Origin of the sequence: Thalassobacillus hwangdonensis, from assembly GCF_042675915.1 — a bacterium.
Lineage (GTDB): Bacteria > Bacillota > Bacilli > Bacillales > Halobacillaceae > Thalassobacillus_A > Thalassobacillus_A hwangdonensis.
Genome location: NZ_JBHTKL010000005.1, coordinates 445,975 through 463,849, shown reverse-complemented (window position 1 = coordinate 463,849; position 17,875 = coordinate 445,975). Strand labels below are relative to the sequence as shown.

General features: G+C 41.3%; 19 protein-coding genes and 1 riboswitch. Of the genes, 9 read left to right on the top strand and 10 right to left on the bottom strand.

Features of this window, described 5'->3' with window-relative positions:
• Positions 1-98 precede the first annotated feature (98 nt).
• Both ACFQ2J_RS11810 and ACFQ2J_RS11805 read left to right on the top strand, forming a co-directional pair.
• Positions 99-623 (top strand): sigma-70 family RNA polymerase sigma factor, encoded by a 525-nt coding sequence (locus ACFQ2J_RS11810; protein ID WP_386060461.1) that lies wholly within the window; start codon positions 99-101, stop codon positions 621-623.
• Positions 616-2,019, top strand: coding sequence for a DUF4179 domain-containing protein (locus ACFQ2J_RS11805; protein WP_386060458.1), 1,404 nt, complete (start codon positions 616-618; stop codon positions 2,017-2,019). The genes ACFQ2J_RS11810 and ACFQ2J_RS11805 overlap by 8 nt, the downstream gene beginning before the upstream one ends.
• 43 nt (positions 2,020-2,062) lie before the next feature.
• On the opposite strand, the gene ACFQ2J_RS11800 is transcribed toward ACFQ2J_RS11805, so the two are convergent.
• On the bottom strand, positions 2,063-3,301 hold the full coding sequence (locus ACFQ2J_RS11800; RefSeq protein ID WP_386060455.1) for an MFS transporter: 1,239 nt from the start codon (positions 3,299-3,301) through the stop codon (positions 2,063-2,065).
• A 4-nt stretch (positions 3,302-3,305) separates the two neighbouring features.
• Complete coding sequence (locus ACFQ2J_RS11795) at positions 3,306-4,349, bottom strand: ArsR/SmtB family transcription factor (RefSeq protein ID WP_386060452.1); 1,044 nt, start codon at positions 4,347-4,349, stop codon at positions 3,306-3,308.
• Positions 4,350-4,517: 168 nt separating this feature from the next.
• Positions 4,518-4,562: riboswitch (PreQ1 riboswitch) on the top strand.
• 83 nt (positions 4,563-4,645) lie between these two features.
• On the opposite strand from ACFQ2J_RS11795, the gene queC reads away from it, so the two are divergent.
• The 4 genes from queC (at position 4,646) to ACFQ2J_RS11775 (ending at position 7,371) form a co-directional block, all read left to right on the top strand.
• On the top strand, positions 4,646-5,317 hold the full coding sequence (queC, locus tag ACFQ2J_RS11790) for a 7-cyano-7-deazaguanine synthase QueC (RefSeq protein ID WP_386060449.1): 672 nt from the start codon (positions 4,646-4,648) through the stop codon (positions 5,315-5,317).
• Positions 5,314-5,796 (top strand): 6-carboxytetrahydropterin synthase QueD, encoded by a 483-nt coding sequence (gene queD / locus ACFQ2J_RS11785; RefSeq protein ID WP_386060446.1) that lies wholly within the window; start codon positions 5,314-5,316, stop codon positions 5,794-5,796. The genes queC and queD overlap by 4 nt, the downstream gene beginning before the upstream one ends.
• Positions 5,789-6,517, top strand: a complete 729-nt coding sequence (gene queE / locus ACFQ2J_RS11780; RefSeq protein ID WP_386060444.1) for a 7-carboxy-7-deazaguanine synthase QueE — start codon at positions 5,789-5,791, stop codon at positions 6,515-6,517. The genes queD and queE overlap by 8 nt, the downstream gene beginning before the upstream one ends.
• A gap of 113 nt (positions 6,518-6,630) precedes the next feature.
• On the top strand, positions 6,631-7,371 hold the full coding sequence (locus ACFQ2J_RS11775) for an SDR family NAD(P)-dependent oxidoreductase (RefSeq protein WP_386060441.1): 741 nt from the start codon (positions 6,631-6,633) through the stop codon (positions 7,369-7,371).
• A gap of 237 nt (positions 7,372-7,608) precedes the next feature.
• On the opposite strand, the gene ACFQ2J_RS11770 is transcribed toward ACFQ2J_RS11775, so the two are convergent.
• Complete coding sequence (locus ACFQ2J_RS11770; RefSeq protein ID WP_386060434.1) at positions 7,609-8,697, bottom strand: NAD(P)/FAD-dependent oxidoreductase; 1,089 nt, start codon at positions 8,695-8,697, stop codon at positions 7,609-7,611.
• 195 nt (positions 8,698-8,892) lie between these two features.
• On the bottom strand, positions 8,893-10,104 hold the full coding sequence (locus ACFQ2J_RS11765) for a S8 family peptidase (protein WP_386060432.1): 1,212 nt from the start codon (positions 10,102-10,104) through the stop codon (positions 8,893-8,895).
• A gap of 239 nt (positions 10,105-10,343) precedes the next feature.
• Between ACFQ2J_RS11765 and ACFQ2J_RS11760 the strand changes: the two genes are divergently transcribed.
• The 3 genes from ACFQ2J_RS11760 to ACFQ2J_RS11750 all read left to right on the top strand — a co-directional run bounded on the left by ACFQ2J_RS11760 (position 10,344) and on the right by ACFQ2J_RS11750 (position 13,414).
• On the top strand, positions 10,344-11,669 hold the full coding sequence (locus ACFQ2J_RS11760; protein WP_386060429.1) for a helix-turn-helix domain-containing protein: 1,326 nt from the start codon (positions 10,344-10,346) through the stop codon (positions 11,667-11,669).
• On the top strand, positions 11,666-11,809 hold the full coding sequence (locus ACFQ2J_RS11755; RefSeq protein ID WP_386060426.1) for a hypothetical protein: 144 nt from the start codon (positions 11,666-11,668) through the stop codon (positions 11,807-11,809). The genes ACFQ2J_RS11760 and ACFQ2J_RS11755 overlap by 4 nt, the downstream gene beginning before the upstream one ends.
• A gap of 519 nt (positions 11,810-12,328) precedes the next feature.
• On the top strand, positions 12,329-13,414 hold the full coding sequence (locus ACFQ2J_RS11750; protein ID WP_386060423.1) for a hypothetical protein: 1,086 nt from the start codon (positions 12,329-12,331) through the stop codon (positions 13,412-13,414).
• 279 nt (positions 13,415-13,693) lie between these two features.
• Here the strand turns inward: ACFQ2J_RS11750 and ACFQ2J_RS11745 are convergent, their stop codons facing one another.
• The 6 genes from ACFQ2J_RS11745 to ACFQ2J_RS11720 all read right to left on the bottom strand — a co-directional run bounded on the left by ACFQ2J_RS11745 (position 13,694) and on the right by ACFQ2J_RS11720 (position 17,862).
• On the bottom strand, positions 13,694-14,203 hold the full coding sequence (locus tag ACFQ2J_RS11745) for a GNAT family N-acetyltransferase (RefSeq protein ID WP_386060420.1): 510 nt from the start codon (positions 14,201-14,203) through the stop codon (positions 13,694-13,696).
• 164 nt (positions 14,204-14,367) lie between these two features.
• On the bottom strand, positions 14,368-14,658 hold the full coding sequence (locus ACFQ2J_RS11740) for a hypothetical protein (protein ID WP_386060417.1): 291 nt from the start codon (positions 14,656-14,658) through the stop codon (positions 14,368-14,370).
• Between the two features lie 338 nt (positions 14,659-14,996).
• Positions 14,997-15,902 carry a zf-HC2 domain-containing protein gene (locus ACFQ2J_RS11735; protein WP_386060414.1) on the bottom strand — a complete coding sequence of 302 codons (906 nt, stop codon included), beginning with the start codon at positions 15,900-15,902 and terminating at the stop codon, positions 14,997-14,999.
• On the bottom strand, positions 15,899-16,387 hold the full coding sequence (locus ACFQ2J_RS11730) for an RNA polymerase sigma factor (protein WP_386060412.1): 489 nt from the start codon (positions 16,385-16,387) through the stop codon (positions 15,899-15,901). The genes ACFQ2J_RS11735 and ACFQ2J_RS11730 overlap by 4 nt, the downstream gene beginning before the upstream one ends.
• A gap of 342 nt (positions 16,388-16,729) precedes the next feature.
• The gene (locus ACFQ2J_RS11725; RefSeq protein WP_386060410.1) at positions 16,730-16,918 is read right to left on the bottom strand and encodes a DUF6954 family protein; all 189 of its coding nucleotides are present in this window, start codon (positions 16,916-16,918) and stop codon (positions 16,730-16,732) included.
• Between the two features lie 119 nt (positions 16,919-17,037).
• Positions 17,038-17,862, bottom strand: coding sequence for a creatininase family protein (locus ACFQ2J_RS11720; RefSeq protein ID WP_386060407.1), 825 nt, complete (start codon positions 17,860-17,862; stop codon positions 17,038-17,040).
• Between the last annotated feature and the right edge of the window lie 13 nt (positions 17,863-17,875).

Below are 17,875 nucleotides of genomic sequence, written 5' to 3'. Positions count from 1 at the left end.
TTATTTCAAGTGATTTTCCATGTAAAATGAAATTTGGTACATATTTTTGAAACTTTTTGCCAGGGTGGTTGCTCTAATGGGTGACAGGAGGTTGAAAGATGGATGTAAAACTAGTAAAGAAAGCGATTAAAGGAGATGAGCGAGCGTTTGAATGGCTTGTCCGCGAAGAAAGCGACAAGCTCTATCGCACCGCTTATCTCTATGTAAGAAATAAAGACGATGCGCTTGATATCGTTCAGGAAGCTGTATGCAAAGCCTTCCTTTCGATTCACCAATTGAAGGAGCCTGCTTACTTCAGCACATGGCTTACAAAAATATTGATCCGGACTGCGTATGACTTCATCAAAAAGCAAAAGAAAATCGTACTTACCGGGGATGATTTCCTTGATCAGATCGCCCCTTCAGAATCTGTAGCAAAAGAGGATGAGATGGATCTTGCTCATGCAATAGCAACATTGGACTACCACTATCAGACGGTCATCATCCTTTTCTATTATCATGACCAATCGATTCAATCAATTTCTCTAACGATGGACAAGCCTGAAGGAACGATCAAAACCTATCTTCACCGCGGAAAAGCAGAGCTGAAGCGGATATTGGAAGGAGTCAACGTATATGGATAAAAAGTGGATGGATAAACAAATGAAGAATATTGAAGTGCCGAAAGATGAAGTGTTTCAAGCAATTTCAAAGGGAATGGAAGACGGCCGACAACAAAAGCGTCAGATGAAACGGAAAAAAGCATGGAAATTGAGTGGAGCCCTTTCAAGTACAGCAGCCTCTCTCGTTCTCGTATCTGGTTTCCTGTTCGCACCAGTTTCGAATGTATTGGCAGATGTTCCTGTGCTAGGATCCATTTATCAGAAGGTCGGTTCCAGCTTGGGCAATGAGTTGTATGTCAATGATGCAGTGACCGAACTTAACGAAACGTCTACGGATAATGGTGTGGATGTAACGATTACGAGCGCTTACTACGACGGGAATGTCATGGGGGTCACTTTCGAAGCAAAAGGAAAAGACCTCACCATTGAACATATGGATAAAGGCAACCGCCCTGTTGGTGGATTGAATTATCACCTATTTGATGGAAAAGATCAGAATCAATGGGGGTCCGGGAGTTCTGGTCTGAAGAAGGACGGAGATACGTTCATCGGATCAATTGAATTTTACAGTAGTGAGGCGAACATACCTAAAGATTTCACGTTACCACTCACATTCACGCATATGGCAGATGTGAATGGGACATGGAAATTTGATGTGCCGGTGGAGAAAATTCCTGCTGAAACAATTGAAGTAGATAGTCAAACAAACGGAATTTATGATGTAAGCGTCCACTCCATTACCAAAGGGAAAGCAACTACCTTGCTCGAATACAGTTACACAGTTGATAACAAAGATGATCACATCAACCTTTCTATTACAGACAATTTAGGGAACCGGTTAGCAAAGTCAAACTCGACAGTCATTGATTTCGTTGAAACTGATGGGAAGGTACAAAAGACGGTGCGTGAGCTTTTCAAAACCGGACTTGATGAGAATGTAACTTCACTGAACGTTAGTGCGGAGGTCGAATTGCAAGATAAACATGGCCACCACACATTGGATGATGCCGCACCATTCACCGTGAACAGTCCAAGATTCGACTACCAAATCACTGTGCATGATATGGCTGCTAAAGATGGCGAACTGACCCTCGACTACACGGTGGACAACATGGAAAATAGTTCTTTAAGGCAAGATATCCTGGACAATTTTGCTGAGTTCGTCAAACTCGTACCAAAGGAACATTTCCAACTGGATGACAGTGGTCATGCGAATTATTACTCAGAGATGATCGAGCACACGATTCGAAATACCACGGTGGAAAATTCGGAACAGGATAAATACCGTTACACATCCACCTTCGACCTCGCAAAAAGTAAGTCAATTGAAGATTATATGCTGATTGTCCCATTCCCTACGCTTAGTCTCAATGATGAGATAGTAGAAATGGATCCATTTACAATCGACTTGAAGTGACACCATTATAAATCCGTGGAGGCTGAGCCTCCGCGGATTTTTACTATGGATGCATCGCACGAACACGGAGCGATGGATGCAAATAAAGAAATCCTGCAATTAAGGTGACCATCCCACCAATTGCGATCGTCATCGAAGTTCCTATATATTCTGCCAGAACACCAGCACTGAATGCTCCGACCGGCATAAGCATCCACGTCATAAACCTGCTCGTGGCCTGTACTCTCCCTAACAATCGATCCGGCGTGAGCAATTGACGCAGCGTCACGATACAAGGACTTTGAATCGATGCACAAACGGTCCCGATAGCATTCGCCACAACCAAGAGGACAAACGATTGGACGTACGCGAACAGAATAATCGATCCTCCCCCAATTAATGCAGCTGTAAAGAGGATGTTTCCATAGGAAAACCTTTTTCTGAAAAATCCTGATGCAAGCGCACCGCCTACTGCACCTAAGCCACCGATCGATAAAAGAAATCCTATCTGCCCAGCAGTCAATCCGATTGTATCTTTCAAATGAAACACCATCAGTGTCAACAAAATTGTCGTTCCGAATATGGATAAGAACATCGACAAGTTGGTAAACAGAATCGGTCGCGTTTGAATGACAAAACGAAAACCCTCTTTAATCTGGAGCATCCATCCAGTTGATGCCTGCTTTTCTTCCGGTGGGGAAAGCTTGATACTGGAAACTGCCAAGAGTGCTGCAAAAAAACTGATTCCATTGATCACCAGCGCATAGCCTGGGTCATAAGCAGCAATCAGGATGCCACCAAGCCCTGGTGCAATAAATACTGACGTCTGGAAAATCCCGCTATTGATGGAATTTGCCAGTTGTAAGTCGGATGGACGAACGAGCCTCGGCAGTATAGCGAACTGAGCAGTGTTATACAGCTGGCTCAGCAGTCCGATTACAAATGCACCGATCAATAAGTATGTAATAGGAAGGTTTCCAGTCAAATAGGTAACTCCTAAAATCAATACAACTGTTCCTCTGAGCGCATCACAGACCATCAGAACTTTTCTGCGATCGAACCGGTCCGCGACGATTCCTAAAAATGGTTGGAGCAAAATTGGTAACCGCTCAAGAGCAGCGACCACCCCCATAATAAACGGAGATCCTGTCAATGCCAGCACAATCAAAGGAATCGCAATCAAATAGATCTGATCTCCGAAAAAGGACACAAAATTCCCGCCCATCAAACGAAATACCGGATAATTCACTTTGAATGATGGGTTTTCCTCATGTGCTTGAGATTGGTACTCTACCTGTCCCATACATTCACCACCCGATATAATCCTTCAATTCCCCAGCCAATGACTCCAACGCTTGCCGCTTCAATGTATAAACGCCTTTATCCACTTCTACAAGACGGCACGAACGGAGAATTTTCAAATGGTGATGAACCGTAGACTTTCCAGCATCCAATTGTCCATGCAAGTCCTGTAAGCTTTGGTCCTGCTCTGCTAATAGCTTGATGATGCGCAACCTTACCTCATCCCCTAGCGCCTTGTGCTTCTGCACGAGTGATGCACTGGGTGTGTACGCATCTCCTGGATGGATGCTTTCATTCGAAACAGGATAATAGAATACCTTCGACCCTTCGATATCCGCTTCGACATTCCACGGTCGGTAAGTGACGTGCGGAATCAACAACACCTTCTCTACTCGCGGTTCAGGTAGATAGGATATCCCCCCTGTCGCCCATTCGACAAAGGATTCTGGATGCATCGCAGTTTTATTTTTAACTTTAGCTGTAGCATCTCTCTCCAATATACCCTCAAGCTTATCTGCTTGTGGTTCCACGACTTCCTTGTACCATTTTTCCATTACCTCAGTCAGATGCTGTTTCAATTCACCTGTATCTTCGTTTGCAATATATTCAATGTAATTCGGAAAAAACGGATTGTCCCTCGTCACTTCTTTCAAATGTTCGATTGCTTCATTATGACCTTCCGAAGCTTTCCTGCGTTTATCCTGTAAATCATCCCCGAGGAATGGAATGGCAACAAATTTCAGACTTCTCCCGTCCATACGATCGATATACTCGATGAAATCTTCCAACCTATGAAAATCACCTTGATGCAGCAATTGTAATAGCGTTTTCCAAGTGTTGTTCTGTTGTACAAGATCCAACTGATCATTTAACTGATCGGAAAGTCTATTCCTTAACTTCCCCCACTCCGCTTTTGAAGTTTCCATCGTATCGAGCAGACGACCATTTGTTACTGCTGCAATTCCAAGCGCGCACTCCCAAAGCAAGGATTGAGCAATTTCTACTTTGTAGGTTTCTCGTTTTCTGCTTGTCGCAGTAAAAATTCCCATAACCTACCTCCATTCTTTTATATAATTCTATATTAATAGAATAAATAATTCAATATATTTAGAATATAAATTTGTAAATGTATGGTACATGACCGAATACACTTAACAGGAGTCCACTCAGATGCTATACTACTGCTTAGAAATGAATAAAAGTCTGCGTCAACCGATGCAGGAGAGGTTCTAGCAACACCCTCTATAAAAAACTAAGGATCAGACTATACCTCGCCTTAGGTATGGTTTTTTTATTTTAGTTCGGGTGTGTAGAATTCTCTTTTCTTGAAAGGAGAATTTTTTTAATGGAGAAAAACAATAAAGCTGTCGTCGTTTTCAGTGGTGGCCAGGACAGTACCACCTGTTTGTTCTGGGCGATGAAGCATTTTGATGAAGTAGAAGCTGTGACATTCCATTACAACCAGCGTCATGCGGAGGAAGTGGAAGTCGCAAAAGAAATCACGAATGATCTTGGAATCAAGCATGAAATATTGGATATGTCGTTATTGAGTCAATTGACGCCGAATGCGCTGACGAGAAACGACATCGAAGTGAAGGAAGGCGAAGATGGTGCCCTCCCTTCTACTTTCGTCCCGGGTCGCAATCTGCTTTTCCTTTCATTTGCAGCTGTGATGGCGAAGCAGGTGAACGCCAAGCATGTCATCACCGGCGTTTGTGAAACAGACTTCAGTGGATACCCTGACTGTAGAGACGTGTTTATCAAATCGTTGAATGTCACGTTGAACCTGTCGATGGATGAGCAGTTCGTGCTCCACACACCACTGATGTGGCTCGATAAAAAAGAAACATGGGCACTTGCAGATGAACTCGGAGCGTTCGATTTCGTCCGTGAAAAGACACTTACCTGCTACAACGGTGTGCGCGGGGACGGCTGCGGGGAATGCCCAGCCTGCAAGCTGCGTAAAAATGGCCTGGACCAGTATTTAGCCGAACAGAAAGGAGCGCAACGTTCATGACACTTGATCAATTCGGTTTTCGAATCGTTGAAGACCTTCAGAAATTTGAAAAAGACATCAAACGAAGCGAGCTGCGTTACCACAAGAAGCGCGTGCTGATCAGTAAGGAGTTCACCTTTGATGCCGCCCACCACCTTCATGCGTATGAAGGAAAATGCAAAAACCTTCACGGACATACGTACAAAGTCATTTTCGGAATCAGTGGTTACACCGATGACATCGGAATTATGATGGATTTCGGTGATCTGAAAAAAATCTGGAAGGATCAAATTGAAATCTACCTGGACCATCGATATATCAACGAAACGTTGCCTCCGATGAACACGACCGCTGAAAATATGGTCGTCTGGATTTATGAAAAGATGCAAGAAGCACTTGGAAAAGGCGATTATGATGGTGCCAGAGTGGAGTTCGTCAAACTCTATGAAACTCCTACAAGCTATGCTGAAGCACGACGGGAGTGGATGGAAGTTGAATAAATTCCCTGTACTTGAAATTTTCGGCCCTACCATCCAGGGAGAAGGAATGGTCGTTGGCAGGAAGACGATGTTCGTTCGTACCGCCGGATGCGACTACAGCTGTTCGTGGTGTGATTCTGCATTTACGTGGGATGGCAGTGCAAAGGATGAGATTCGTAGATTGACTGCTGAAGAGATTGTAGAGGAATTACGCTCGATTGGCGGAGATCAGTTCGATCATGTCACGATATCAGGCGGGAACCCTGCACTGCTCGTCCACTTAAAAGAATTGATTGACCCCTTGCACGCACAAGGCTGTGAAGTCGCACTGGAAACACAGGGAAGTCGATGGCAGGATTGGTTTGTCGACATCGATGACTTGACGATTTCACCGAAGCCTCCCAGCTCCGGAATGGACACTAATTGGGAAACGCTCGACTCTATCATTGAACGGATGCAAAAAGAAGGTAAATCGGATCAGACCAGCTTAAAAGTAGTCATTTTCGACGAGGATGACCTGGCGTATGCAGAGAAGGTGCATCAGCGCTATCCGGGTGTCCCCTTCTTTTTACAAGTAGGAAACGATGATCTCGAAGAAAGCAATGCAGAAAACCTTGCAAGCGTACTGTTAACTAAATACGAATGGTTGATCGATCAGGTGGTCCAATCATCAACCCTTAACCGAGTTCGCGTCCTTCCCCAGGTCCATGCACTTTTGTGGGGAAATAAGCGAGGCGTCTGATTAAAGTGGCTTTCCATGGTGAAAGCTGCTTTTTTTATTGAAGTGTTCACTCTCTAGCGACTGGTTTAGATGCGCTCAGAACAGGTAAGATAAGCGTAAAAGGAGGAGTTTCAATGGAATCCAGAAAGACTGCGGTGGTAACAGGTGGAGCAAACGGAATCGGCAAATCGATTGTCCATGCATTTGCTGACATCGGATATACAGTACTGATTGTCGATAAAGATAAAGAAGCCGGGCAGAAATTAAGCGATGACCTGCGTGCGAATGGAGCTGAAGTTATTTTCCAGGCTTGTGATGTGGGAGTGGTTGAAGAAGTACAGCAGCTTTTTCATACGGTTAAAGAAACGTATGAAAGCATTGATATTCTTGTAAACAATGCAGGAGTGTCTGAATTCAAGAATTTCTGGGAAGCAGAGGCTTGTGACTGGGATAAAGTGATTGCCTCCAACCTGAGCAGCATGTTCTACATGACAAAAGAAGCAGCCGGAATGATGAAGGATAAAGGCGGAAGCATCATCAATATCGCTTCGACAAGGGCTTCGATGGCTGAGCCTCATACGGAAGCTTACTCTGCAAGTAAAGGTGGCATCGTCGCATTAACCCACTCCCTGGCGATGACATTGAGTGAGCACTACATTCGAGTCAACTGCATCAGCCCCGGATGGATCCAGACGGAGGAATATGAAAGCTTAAGAGACGTCGATCACTTCCAGCACCCATCCAAGCGGGTCGGTAAGCCTGAAGATATCGCGCGAGCGTGTGTGTTCCTCAGTAAAGAAGAAAATGATTTCATCAATGGAGAAAATATGGTCATTGATGGCGGCATGACCAAGAAGATGATATATGAACACTGACCAAACAAGGGCTCGGATAAGTTCCGGGTCTTTTATGTTGGATTTTTCCCCATAACAGCATCGCCCCTATCGTTGCTATGAAGGCTGACCTGCATTTAACTGTTATATTTATTGACCTACCGTCAAATGTGCTTCTATCATTCCTGCATTTCAACCGGAGTTGGGGGAAAGAGATTCTCCTTATCAAGTATAGCAAAGAGCCTAACCTGGTAAAAATTCGGAGGCAGGCTCTTTAAATTATTTCGATATAAAAGGCTTCAACAAGTGGCTGATACCTTTCAAAACACTCATGTCAGGTTGGGCGACAATCTTCTTCACCATTGAATTTTGAAGTGATTTGATCACTAAATCAAGTTGTTTATCGCTCAGCTTTTCAATCGCTTTACGCAGTACCAGGGAATCCTCATAATCCTTATACAGCGGTTTACATAGAGTTTCGTAATCCCCAAGCCCGCAAATATCCTGAGCTGCATAGATACCACTGAGCATAGCTCCTGTCTGTCCAAAACCTAAAAATGGGGTAATACCTCCGAAACAATTGCCAACTATGAATGTATTGCCAATTCGTGAATAATTACATTTTCCGACAATGTAATCGTCGATCATAAATTCTTTTTCAATAATGATTTCCTGTTTTAGTGTACGGGAGGCATCCTTCACCATGGCCTCCCAGTACTCATTTCTTCTTGTTAACCAATCCTCTTCATATTGAGGGTAGACGATCACGAGTGTTGCATGTGTTTCGGAGTGAGGTAACAAATAGCCCATACCTTTTGGAGCAAGGTGGCTATTGAACCAGGTATGTACCTCATTGCGTACGAAATCCCCCTTCACGATAGCCCCGGCAAAGGTAGAAGGGAAGGCTATGTGAAACGGCTGAATTTGCTGAGTATCCTGTGGATCGCCTGTGGCTAGTATCACATGCGTACACTCTTTGGAAATATCTTCATAAGTAACATGACTGTCATAGTGGACTTTACTATGATTCAGCTGTTGGGCTAACTGCTTTTCATAAGAATTTTTGTATTCACCGCGCATATTGATGAAACCGATATTTCCTTCTATATAGGCAGTTTCATTTTCAGAATGGACATGGACCTTCTGTACATTGCTGGAGGGCTTCAAGTGGATATCATGTGTCTCAGAAAAAAATTTAACCGAGTCATTAATGGGTGCATGAAGAATAGGGGTCATTAGTTCCGCAATGTCATACTGAAAACCTACTTCTTTTCTTCGCTCAAATATATCAGCAGTATACCCGTATTTTTCCAAGGTCAATGCACACGAAAGACCGGCCAGTCCTGCACCTATTATCGCTATCTTCACTGAACCCCCTCCTTTGTTTTATTTTTTGTAAGGATGTCATTTTTATTCCTAACGATAAATCAATCTTTAGCCTTATCGCAGATATCTGAACATTTATGATGTGCATTTAAGCCGTCTAACTCCTCAACTGCTTGCGCTGCATTTTTAATACATAAAAAAACAAGCCCCCTTCAAAGGGACTTGTTTAAAAGTTAATTATCTTACTGCATCATAAGAGTTGATGCGGCCATGCTCAAAGTAATAACCAGTACCGCTGATAGCATCAGCAGATTGTTCGATGTCCTGGCGAATTTGCCAGTTGCTCTTTCCTTGCGCTGCCAGTAATCCTGCAAGACCTGCAACGTGAGGGGAAGCCATGGAAGTACCCGACATATAAGCATATCCATTACCTGGAACCGTGGAAGCAATATCCACACCAGGAGCAGTGACATCGACCCAAGTTCCGTAGTTGGAGAAAGATGCCTTGCGGTCGTATCGATCAACAGCTCCAACGGCAATGACATTAGCATAAGAAGCAGGTTCAAAGGTCGTGGACACCCCATCATTTCCTGCCGCAGCAACTACGACGGATCCTTTGTTCCAAGCATAATTAACAGCATTTTCTAAAGTAGTCGTATCGCAATTACACCCTAGAGAAAGGTTGATTACTTCTGCACCTTGGTCAGCTGAATAAGTGATAGCGTCTGCAATATCAGCAAGTGAGCCGCTTCCATTAGCATCAAGTGCACGAACTGCTAGAATCCTAGTATTTGGTGCCATACCCGCTACACCTTGAGCGTTATTCGTTTCTGCAGCAGCTGTACCTGCAACATGTGTCCCATGGCCATTAGCATCCATCGGATAATAATCATTATCCACAAAGTCATATCCTCTGATCGTTTTCCCATTCAAATCCTGGTGATTATAGTCTACACCTGAATCAATAATCGCAATTTCCTGGTTACTGCTGCCACGGGTAATGTCCCATGCTAATTCTGTGTCAGTATTCTGCGGCCCATATTGATAACCACTGTAATAAGTATCATTTGGTATCCAATTTACATTGAACGTATAGTTCGGTTCTGCATATTCCACATTCGGGTTCTTATTCAACGCTTTAACGACCGCTTCTACATTTCCTACCTTAAGTACTTTAAATTTAGAATCCACCGCGTCCTCATCTGGTAAAACGTTTGCTCCCAAAGTATTCAAAGCCTTAGTTTCTTCATTTTTCTTCACGTTGTCTTTGAACTTTACAATGACCTCACCTTTCACGTAATCACTTGAATTTTTTTCTACTTGCTTTATAGGTGATGCTTCAGACTCTGATAGATCAGCCTTGGGAGCAGCCCCACCTACAGCTGGTAAAACAGCTAACGACATGGCAAGTGAAAGCGACAAACTAGCAATCTTCGTTTTAAATTTCATTCTACTTCCTCCTTTGTTGGGTTACTCTAGAAATTCACGGAGAAAGAGGTAGAATCCTGCTGATTTTTATTGAGAAAAATGGCGGAATAAAGGGGTTTTAAAGGGGGCTAATAGATGGTGTTTTCCCAACAATAAATAGGGATTATATCCGGAATTTAGGTATAAAGGACCATGAACCACTTTAAATATGAGTAAACTTTCTGATTAATTAGAAAATTTGTTGAGGTAAAATTAAGGAGGTGTCCGTAAAACAACCTGAAGATGAATTTGCTCAACAGATAATTAGAGGGGGTACCAGGGTGTTATTAGCAGATAAATACACGAAGATGGATTATGGTAAGCTGATTTACCTCGAAAGGGTAAATCAAGGATTGACTCAAAAGCAATTATCCAGTGGCATATGTTCAATCACTTATTTAAGCAAACTAGAGAACCAACGCATGAATGAACCTAATCATGAAACCCTTTCACTGCTACTTGAAAAGTTACATATAGACTATCAGGAGCAAGCGTCTACCGTAACAGAGAGCTTGATAGAAATGGAATTACTCTATAAAAATCTTATAAGTAAGAATGAAATTAATATCAAAAAACACCACAAATGCTTGAAATCCCTTTCTTTCGACATATATCCTGACCTAGCTATATGGTTTGATCTTTTATCCATTCGTTATTACGTTTATTGGAAGAATATCCAATCAGCAGAGGAACTGCAAAAGAAGCTTTCAGACATGATAAATAAACTGGACGCTTATCAATCCTTTTATTTTCACTACTTCTCCGGCCTTGTCCATTGCTTAAAGAAGCTATTCAATGAAGGTACATCCTACTTGCATGAAGCGGAAGAGCTAGCCAAAAAACATAACTTCCATGACCCGGAATTGTTTTATCATCTCGCTCTTACTTATAGTCATTTGAATCATACCTCCCTTGCCATCTACTATTCTCAATCAGCCAAAAACCAGTTCGATCAATCAATGAATATCTACAGGAGTCTTGATTGTCAGGTAATATTGGGAATTAATTTTCTAAGGATCAAAAGATATGATAATGCAGAGTTGGTATTTAAAGATATTTTGAGCGTTGCTCATTCGATTTCCAATACCATTACCTTAGGTAAGACCTTTCACAATTTGGGATATTTGCATAGCGAAAAAAAGAACTTTGATGAAGCCATCTCCTACTATCATAAAAGTTTGAAGTACAAAGACAGTGACACTGAAAGTTATTATCGTACCGTCCTCCAACTCACTCAAGTGTATCAGCAGATGAAAGAATTTCGAAAAGCAGAAATTTGGGTGGAGAAGGCATTAAAAGGAAATGTGAAAGAGAACGATTTAAAGATTCAATTCCAGTTAAAGAAGTTGGAACTTCAAGCTGATCATCATGCTTACTATAATTACATCAGAGATATTGCCTTACCTTACTTTCTGAAGGTAAACAACAGAAAAAGTGTAAAGCATTATGCGGAGAAAGCAGCATTGCACCATGAAGCGAACTTCCATTATAAAAAAGCGAATGATTACTACAAAATGATACTCGATCAAGGAGGTGATTCTATATGAAGAATGGACTCTTAAAAGTATTTCTATTGCTTTTAGTAAGTTCTGCGGCTATTTACGGAATGTCAGCAACTGAAGTTGATCATCACGAGAGCGCATCCCAAACTGCCCACCATTCCGATGAAGATCATCCGGAATATTGATACTTAGGTAAAAAAGGTGACTGTGAAAGTGCTTTGAATTAATTGCAAACGCAGCTGTTCGATCTCGTACCAGACATTTCAACCATCAAAAAACAGACCACCAATACGGTGGTCTGTTCTATTTCATACAAGGGAGGCACTCTACTCGAGATGAGACCACCTTACCTGAATGAACATGGATAAACTTAAAAAAATACCGCCCTCTGAAAAGGCGGTAATTTAAACTATTGTGCTCCTTTTCTTCAACGAATCCCGAAAAAATGCTGCCTATATCTTCTCCAGAATAACAGTGAAGAAACCAGTGGTACCAATCTAACTGGACTCCGAGAAACCACCTTCCATCCCTCTTGAAGAAGTTGATTAAACTCACTTAAAAATCTACAAATAGAACAACCAATCTATAAACTTGTTATCAATAATCATTAATTTATTTAGGTGTTGGGAAAATAAATTAAATATTCAAAGTTAACTTTTAAGAAACTCCTGAGGGGGTATATCTGGATTAGGAGGTGGATAAAATTGAAAAAAATAACAAAAATAGCCGGGTTGATTACTTTTGCTTTTATAATTACTGGATGTCAAAGCTCAGAAGAAGAAGCAAATCCGCAGACATCTGAGACTGCTGAAAATGAAAGTGCGGATTCTCCAGAAAATGATGGCAGTAAAGAGGACAACGTTGAAAGCGATAATAACTTGGACTCTGAAGAAGATGGCACATCTGGTGATGGTGACGTTGAAAATAAGGATACTTCAGATGAAGCTAGAACTTCCAATGATGAAGAGAGCAACACAGATGACGTTTATGCCGGGACTCAAGAGGATCCTGATTATTTTATTGATACTCAAGTATTCGATCGTGAAAGTGGGTTTTATACAGCATACGCTATCCACCGTGATAAGGGAGAAGAACAAGCACTCTCACCTGAAGAACGCTTAGAAACATCGCTTTTAAATAATGATCCGTCTGAGCAGGATATTTTAAGTTCGTATGCTGATCTATCATTTGAGTGGCCAAACCTAATCATTCAGTTCAATGAAGATGGGAATGAATTAGCCGCAACCTCAGCACAAAGCAATTTATTCTTCGAGGCGTTATATGGGATAAGTGATCTTTATGGGGTAGAAGAAATAACCTTTTTAAATCCTGATGGTGAGAAGGCTGTGACATTAGCTGAAAGATCAATCGATGAACCTATTGCCGTTAAAGATGAAAGAGATTTAACACGAGGTTACTATACGATTTATGATGAAGAATTAGGGGAAACACTGTTTCTGCCTGGTGGCGAGCTGGAGGAGCAAGTGGTTAATGAAAACGATCAGCCACTCTCTTTCCCAGAAACGATTGAAGCAATGGGCTCAATAGATCTTGCCGATGCATTTTACTCGTCAGCAATTGTTGAAGGGATACAAATTGTCGACTCATCCATTACAAACGGTGTTGCTGCGGTGCAATACACAATGGATGAAGATATAGTTACGGAAGAGGATCGGATTGTACTTGAGAATGCAATTCAATTGGCAGCACTCGATTTTCATGCATGGGAAGTTAAACTAATGAATGATACTTTGAAAGAAATCACTACGTATCCGTTGATAGGTCAGTAACATGAAACTGAGAACCAGACTAATAGGAAAACAAAAAAATGAGCACCAATAATATGGCACCTGTAGCTAGGACACTTGAAATTTAATGTATTATCTACAGGTGTTTTTCAAGTAAAAACTGAAGACAAGTCCATTCTTACCTATTTAAGCTAATACGAGAACTCTTTCAATACCTTCCCAACTAATCCTCTTTACTATAATCATTTCGCTTTACTAAAAATATCCACCATTTAAACACTCACCTGTTTGTCCAATTTCCTCAGGAGAGCGTAAGGATGCTTATACTAAACGAGAATAGTAAGCTACATCGGCAACTCTGCCGTGTAAATGTGATTCAGGCAACACCGCTACCAAAGTAAATCCGAGTTTTTCAATTAACTTTTTTGACTTCATATTTTTATTATCTATAGTAGCAAATAGGCGTTTAAGGTGTAATGTGCTTTTGCAATGCTCAATGACCGCGGAAACCGCTTCATACGCAAAACCGCCTCCCCAATGCTCCCTCATGAAGCGATAACCAATTTCGCCAAGATAACCTTCTGCTATTTCTGGGATCATTACATCACCGATGAATTCATCCGTATCTTTTAATGCGACCGTCCATTTTGTTTCAGTACGATTCCTAACCATTTCTAACATTGAGTGTTCATCACGAGGGGGATTAATTCCAAGAAATTCTCTTACTTCATCATTGTTAAACATTTTAATCATATTGGGAATGTCTTTTTCTGCTCTCGGACGTAAAACCAATCGTTCTGTTTGTATTTTCGGTGCTTCTTTTTTTGTCATGATTAATTCCAGCCTTTCGGTTACATTAAATAAATAATCTATCAATGTGAACGGTATTGAACTTCATCTTTTGTTATCTCCTTCCTTCTTCAAGTAACCTCAATAAGCAAAAGCACCTATGCAACGATCGCCCCAATTTTTTCAGGTAAGCTCCCCAAATTTCATCATGAAACTCCGCACTTTTCTTTGTCTCTTGAACGAAGAAGAAAATAACAAAACAGGCTAATAATACTTATCACTAGATGAAGTATAGATTGGTTTACCTCATCCCTTATCAACCCATGCAGTAAAACTCCTTCTTCATCGATAGAAAGAATTTCTTTTGCATCATCTATACTGGTCATGCTCAAATAAATAGCTGAACATCCAAAATAGATACCAAACACGGATAAGGTGATAAAGCGAGTTCCAAAGAATTTCTTACTAACTAAATCCTTTACTACTAGGAAAGCCATTAGGCCAACTATAACCCCAGCAATAATTGTGTAGATATAAAAGTTAGTTATGTACTCTGAACCTCCAATAATAAGAAACCTCTCCTTTTTATTTTTTATCCTATTGTACTCTACTGATCCGATAATTGAAGCACATTACTTCACATACTCTCTCTAAATTTTAACATAACTTTCCAATGCGCTTTTATCCGGGTTAATTTGGATAAAGCAGTTTCACTTAAAAAAGCGCTCAGATCAACTGAGCGCTTCATTTCGATATATTCCTTTTCCGATACAAAATCAGACAGCCCGCAAGCATCGCATAAATCACCAGGACGCCGATCAGCGGTAGGATCCTTTTATAAAGTACTTTTCTGCTTCTTAATTGATAGTTTTTTTAATAGGTTCCTTCCAGTTAACAACGCAATATATAAAGAAATTGTGACTAATAATATTAGATAAAAGTCTCGTTCAGCAAGATAAGTTGTAGAGTGAAGACCTTTTATAAGTAAGTGAGCAAATAGGTAGGAGATAGGCAATAGAATGATTTTTTCTAGTCCAATTCTTATTTTTTCTTTCTTACGGAATAGGACCCATCCAATTCCACTAATTAGTAAAAATCCTATAGCAAAGAACACATAGTAGCTTAACACTAGCCGAGGTAACGTCATGACAGAACCATCTGTTATTGGATCTCCATAAATTAAAGTATCTTCACTTCCATCGGTATTGTAATAATAGATGGAAGCGACCGTTTCCCCATTCGGGTTTAAGACCGTATTTTCGGGGTTGCTTTTGCTTATTTTCTGGTGCCAAATCGTTTCCCATGTCGTTATATCATAGACATAACCTGAATTGTCTGCTGCTGGATATTCGGTTACATCAAACCCAGCGACTTCTTCACTAAAATTCAAAAGTACAGTTCCGTCATCCTTTTCAATGATTGAAACCGCATCTTCATTATAAGAGATGTATGCTGGCGTTGTCAGATAAGCCATTGTGACCACTGCAAAAACCAATGTTACCATGACTGAAAATATAATTGTCTGCAGCTTTTTCCTTCGCAATGAATTTTGTATGTTTCTTAAGGGAGCTATATCTGTATCTACTGGTGGTTCTTCAAAAGTCCGCATTTCTTCAAGGCGTTTTTTGCAGTTTTCACAAGAAGCTATATGGTCTTCGACTAGATCTCTCGTATCTTGACTTGCCATATCCTCGGCATATAACGGCAGTATATCCCTGATCACATTACAGCTGATTTTCATCGATAATCCCCCAATCGCACTTTAATCTTTTCTCTAGCACGGTGATAAGTAACACAAGCCCAGTTATCACTTTTTGCAAACAATTTGCCAATTTGCTTAAATGACAGTTCTCCAAATACACGGAGCGTAAAGACCTGTTTGTATGGCTCTTTTAAATCTTGGATAATTTCATGTGCCTTCATAGACGCTTCTGAAGTGGCTATATCTTGTTCTACATTGTCTCCACTAGCTGATTCGGGAACCGACTCTAAATCTACAAAGCTTTTTTTCTTACGCAAATAAGAGTAATAATTGTTTTTGGCGATTTGGCATAACCAAACACGGACATCACTATTTCCTCTGAAACTGTCCAGCGATGATAATGCCTTCATAAAAGTTTCCGAAGTGATATCTTCAGAGATATGCTTATCGCCAGATAAACTATACACATATAAAAATACATCTTTAAAGTATGTATTATAAATATCCTCAAGCTGTGTCACCATTTCACCTCCTTACATATAAGACGCGATAAACTCAAATATCTTACAAAAATATAAAAAACCGAACAAAGTACGCCCAGTCCTTTTATTATTATTGGGTACTGTAGTCGATACCTCTTCCCATGTATCGCTTTCACAATGAAATCGGTTTAGTTTAAGTGAAATATCTACAATCTTTACACTAACTAATTTCTTATTACCAAGCGATTTTCAACAATCCGGTCGTTTTATTTAAGACCCTGTTTCAAGATAACTCTTAAATGATTTTAGTGGGTAAGTTTTAATCATCTCACCTTTTTACTTATTAGTAACAATTAAAAAAAGCGCTCAGATCATCTGAGCGCTTCATTTCATGATATTCCTTTTTCGATACAAAATCAGACAGCCCGCTAGCATCGCATAGATCACCAGGACGACGATCAGCGTAAGGATCCTTTCATCCGTCGGACCATCTGCAAACACGACCGGCCCTATTCCGAACGCGGTAACTGCCAAAAACACGATAATAAAACTTGTGTATACCAGCCACTTCATTACGATCATCCTTTTATTTTTCAACACGTAGGCTCTATTATAAGGGATTCAAGGCTGAAACGCACTGTCATATTAAGTAAGCATAAAAAAGAGCACGCGTGTGAGGCGTGCCCTGGTTGTTATAAATGATGGTTCACTCGTGGTCCGTGATCCCGTTCCTTGTATAGTTTGATGAATTCTACTAAGCCGTCCACTGCAGCTCCGAGCAGTTTCTCACCTTTTTCTTTCGTGGATGGTCTAGGGTCGCCGAGGGTTCCCGTCTCGGATATGGCGCTCCATTGTGGCACCATGACTACGGGACGGCCTTCCCCGGTTCCGACCAGATCCAGCCAGAAGTATTTCGACATCTGGTACTTATCCAAGTCCCTTACTGCTTTATCCATTTGTACCAGATCTTCTTTGATCGCAAGGTACATGGAAGTTTCCAATTCCCCGGCATGGTTGATGCCACCAGGGTTTTCTGAATCACGGATTTCATTTGCAAGTGTCACAACCGGTTCAAAATCCCAATGCGACATGGACGCACACATGACGTCAGGGTATTCCAGGAAGACCTGACGTGCCGCTACCTTCAACAAAGGCACATTACTTCCGTGACCATTCAACAGTAAAATACGTTTGAAGCCTTGATGGGCTAAACTATTACATACATCCACTACATAGTGAATGAATGTCTCCTGACTGATCGAAATCACCCCAGGGAAATCCATTTGGTGGGGAGCATACCCATGATTGATCGGTGGTATTACGACCATATCTTCCGGGATTTGCTTAGCCGCTCTGACACACACTTCGTTTGCCAGCACGACGTCTGTGTCCACGGGCAAATGGTGTCCATGCTCTTCAATCATTGCGACCGGAACGACCGCTACCCTTTCTTCCTTCACTACCTGCTTCACTTCCGGCCATGTCATTTCTCCGAAAAGGTATTTATCTACTTTCATCCAATTCCTCCAA

Coding starts and splice junctions, on each gene's coding strand:
- ACFQ2J_RS11810 (WP_386060461.1), top strand. CDS start 99: ATGGATGTAAAACTAGTAAAGAAAGCGATTAAAGGAGATGAGCGAGCG.
- ACFQ2J_RS11805 (WP_386060458.1), top strand. CDS start 616: ATGGATAAAAAGTGGATGGATAAACAAATGAAGAATATTGAAGTGCCG.
- ACFQ2J_RS11800 (WP_386060455.1), bottom strand. CDS start 3,301: ATGGGACAGGTAGAGTACCAATCTCAAGCACATGAGGAAAACCCATCA.
- ACFQ2J_RS11795 (WP_386060452.1), bottom strand. CDS start 4,349: ATGGGAATTTTTACTGCGACAAGCAGAAAACGAGAAACCTACAAAGTA.
- queC (WP_386060449.1), top strand. CDS start 4,646: ATGGAGAAAAACAATAAAGCTGTCGTCGTTTTCAGTGGTGGCCAGGAC.
- queD (WP_386060446.1), top strand. CDS start 5,314: ATGACACTTGATCAATTCGGTTTTCGAATCGTTGAAGACCTTCAGAAA.
- ACFQ2J_RS11775 (WP_386060441.1), top strand. CDS start 6,631: ATGGAATCCAGAAAGACTGCGGTGGTAACAGGTGGAGCAAACGGAATC.
- ACFQ2J_RS11765 (WP_386060432.1), bottom strand. CDS start 10,104: ATGAAATTTAAAACGAAGATTGCTAGTTTGTCGCTTTCACTTGCCATG.
- ACFQ2J_RS11755 (WP_386060426.1), top strand. CDS start 11,666: ATGAAGAATGGACTCTTAAAAGTATTTCTATTGCTTTTAGTAAGTTCT.
- ACFQ2J_RS11745 (WP_386060420.1), bottom strand. CDS start 14,203: ATGACAAAAAAAGAAGCACCGAAAATACAAACAGAACGATTGGTTTTA.
- ACFQ2J_RS11740 (WP_386060417.1), bottom strand. CDS start 14,658: ATGGCTTTCCTAGTAGTAAAGGATTTAGTTAGTAAGAAATTCTTTGGA.
- ACFQ2J_RS11735 (WP_386060414.1), bottom strand. CDS start 15,902: ATGAAAATCAGCTGTAATGTGATCAGGGATATACTGCCGTTATATGCC.
- ACFQ2J_RS11730 (WP_386060412.1), bottom strand. CDS start 16,387: ATGGTGACACAGCTTGAGGATATTTATAATACATACTTTAAAGATGTA.
- ACFQ2J_RS11725 (WP_386060410.1), bottom strand. CDS start 16,918: ATGAAGTGGCTGGTATACACAAGTTTTATTATCGTGTTTTTGGCAGTT.
- ACFQ2J_RS11720 (WP_386060407.1), bottom strand. CDS start 17,862: ATGAAAGTAGATAAATACCTTTTCGGAGAAATGACATGGCCGGAAGTG.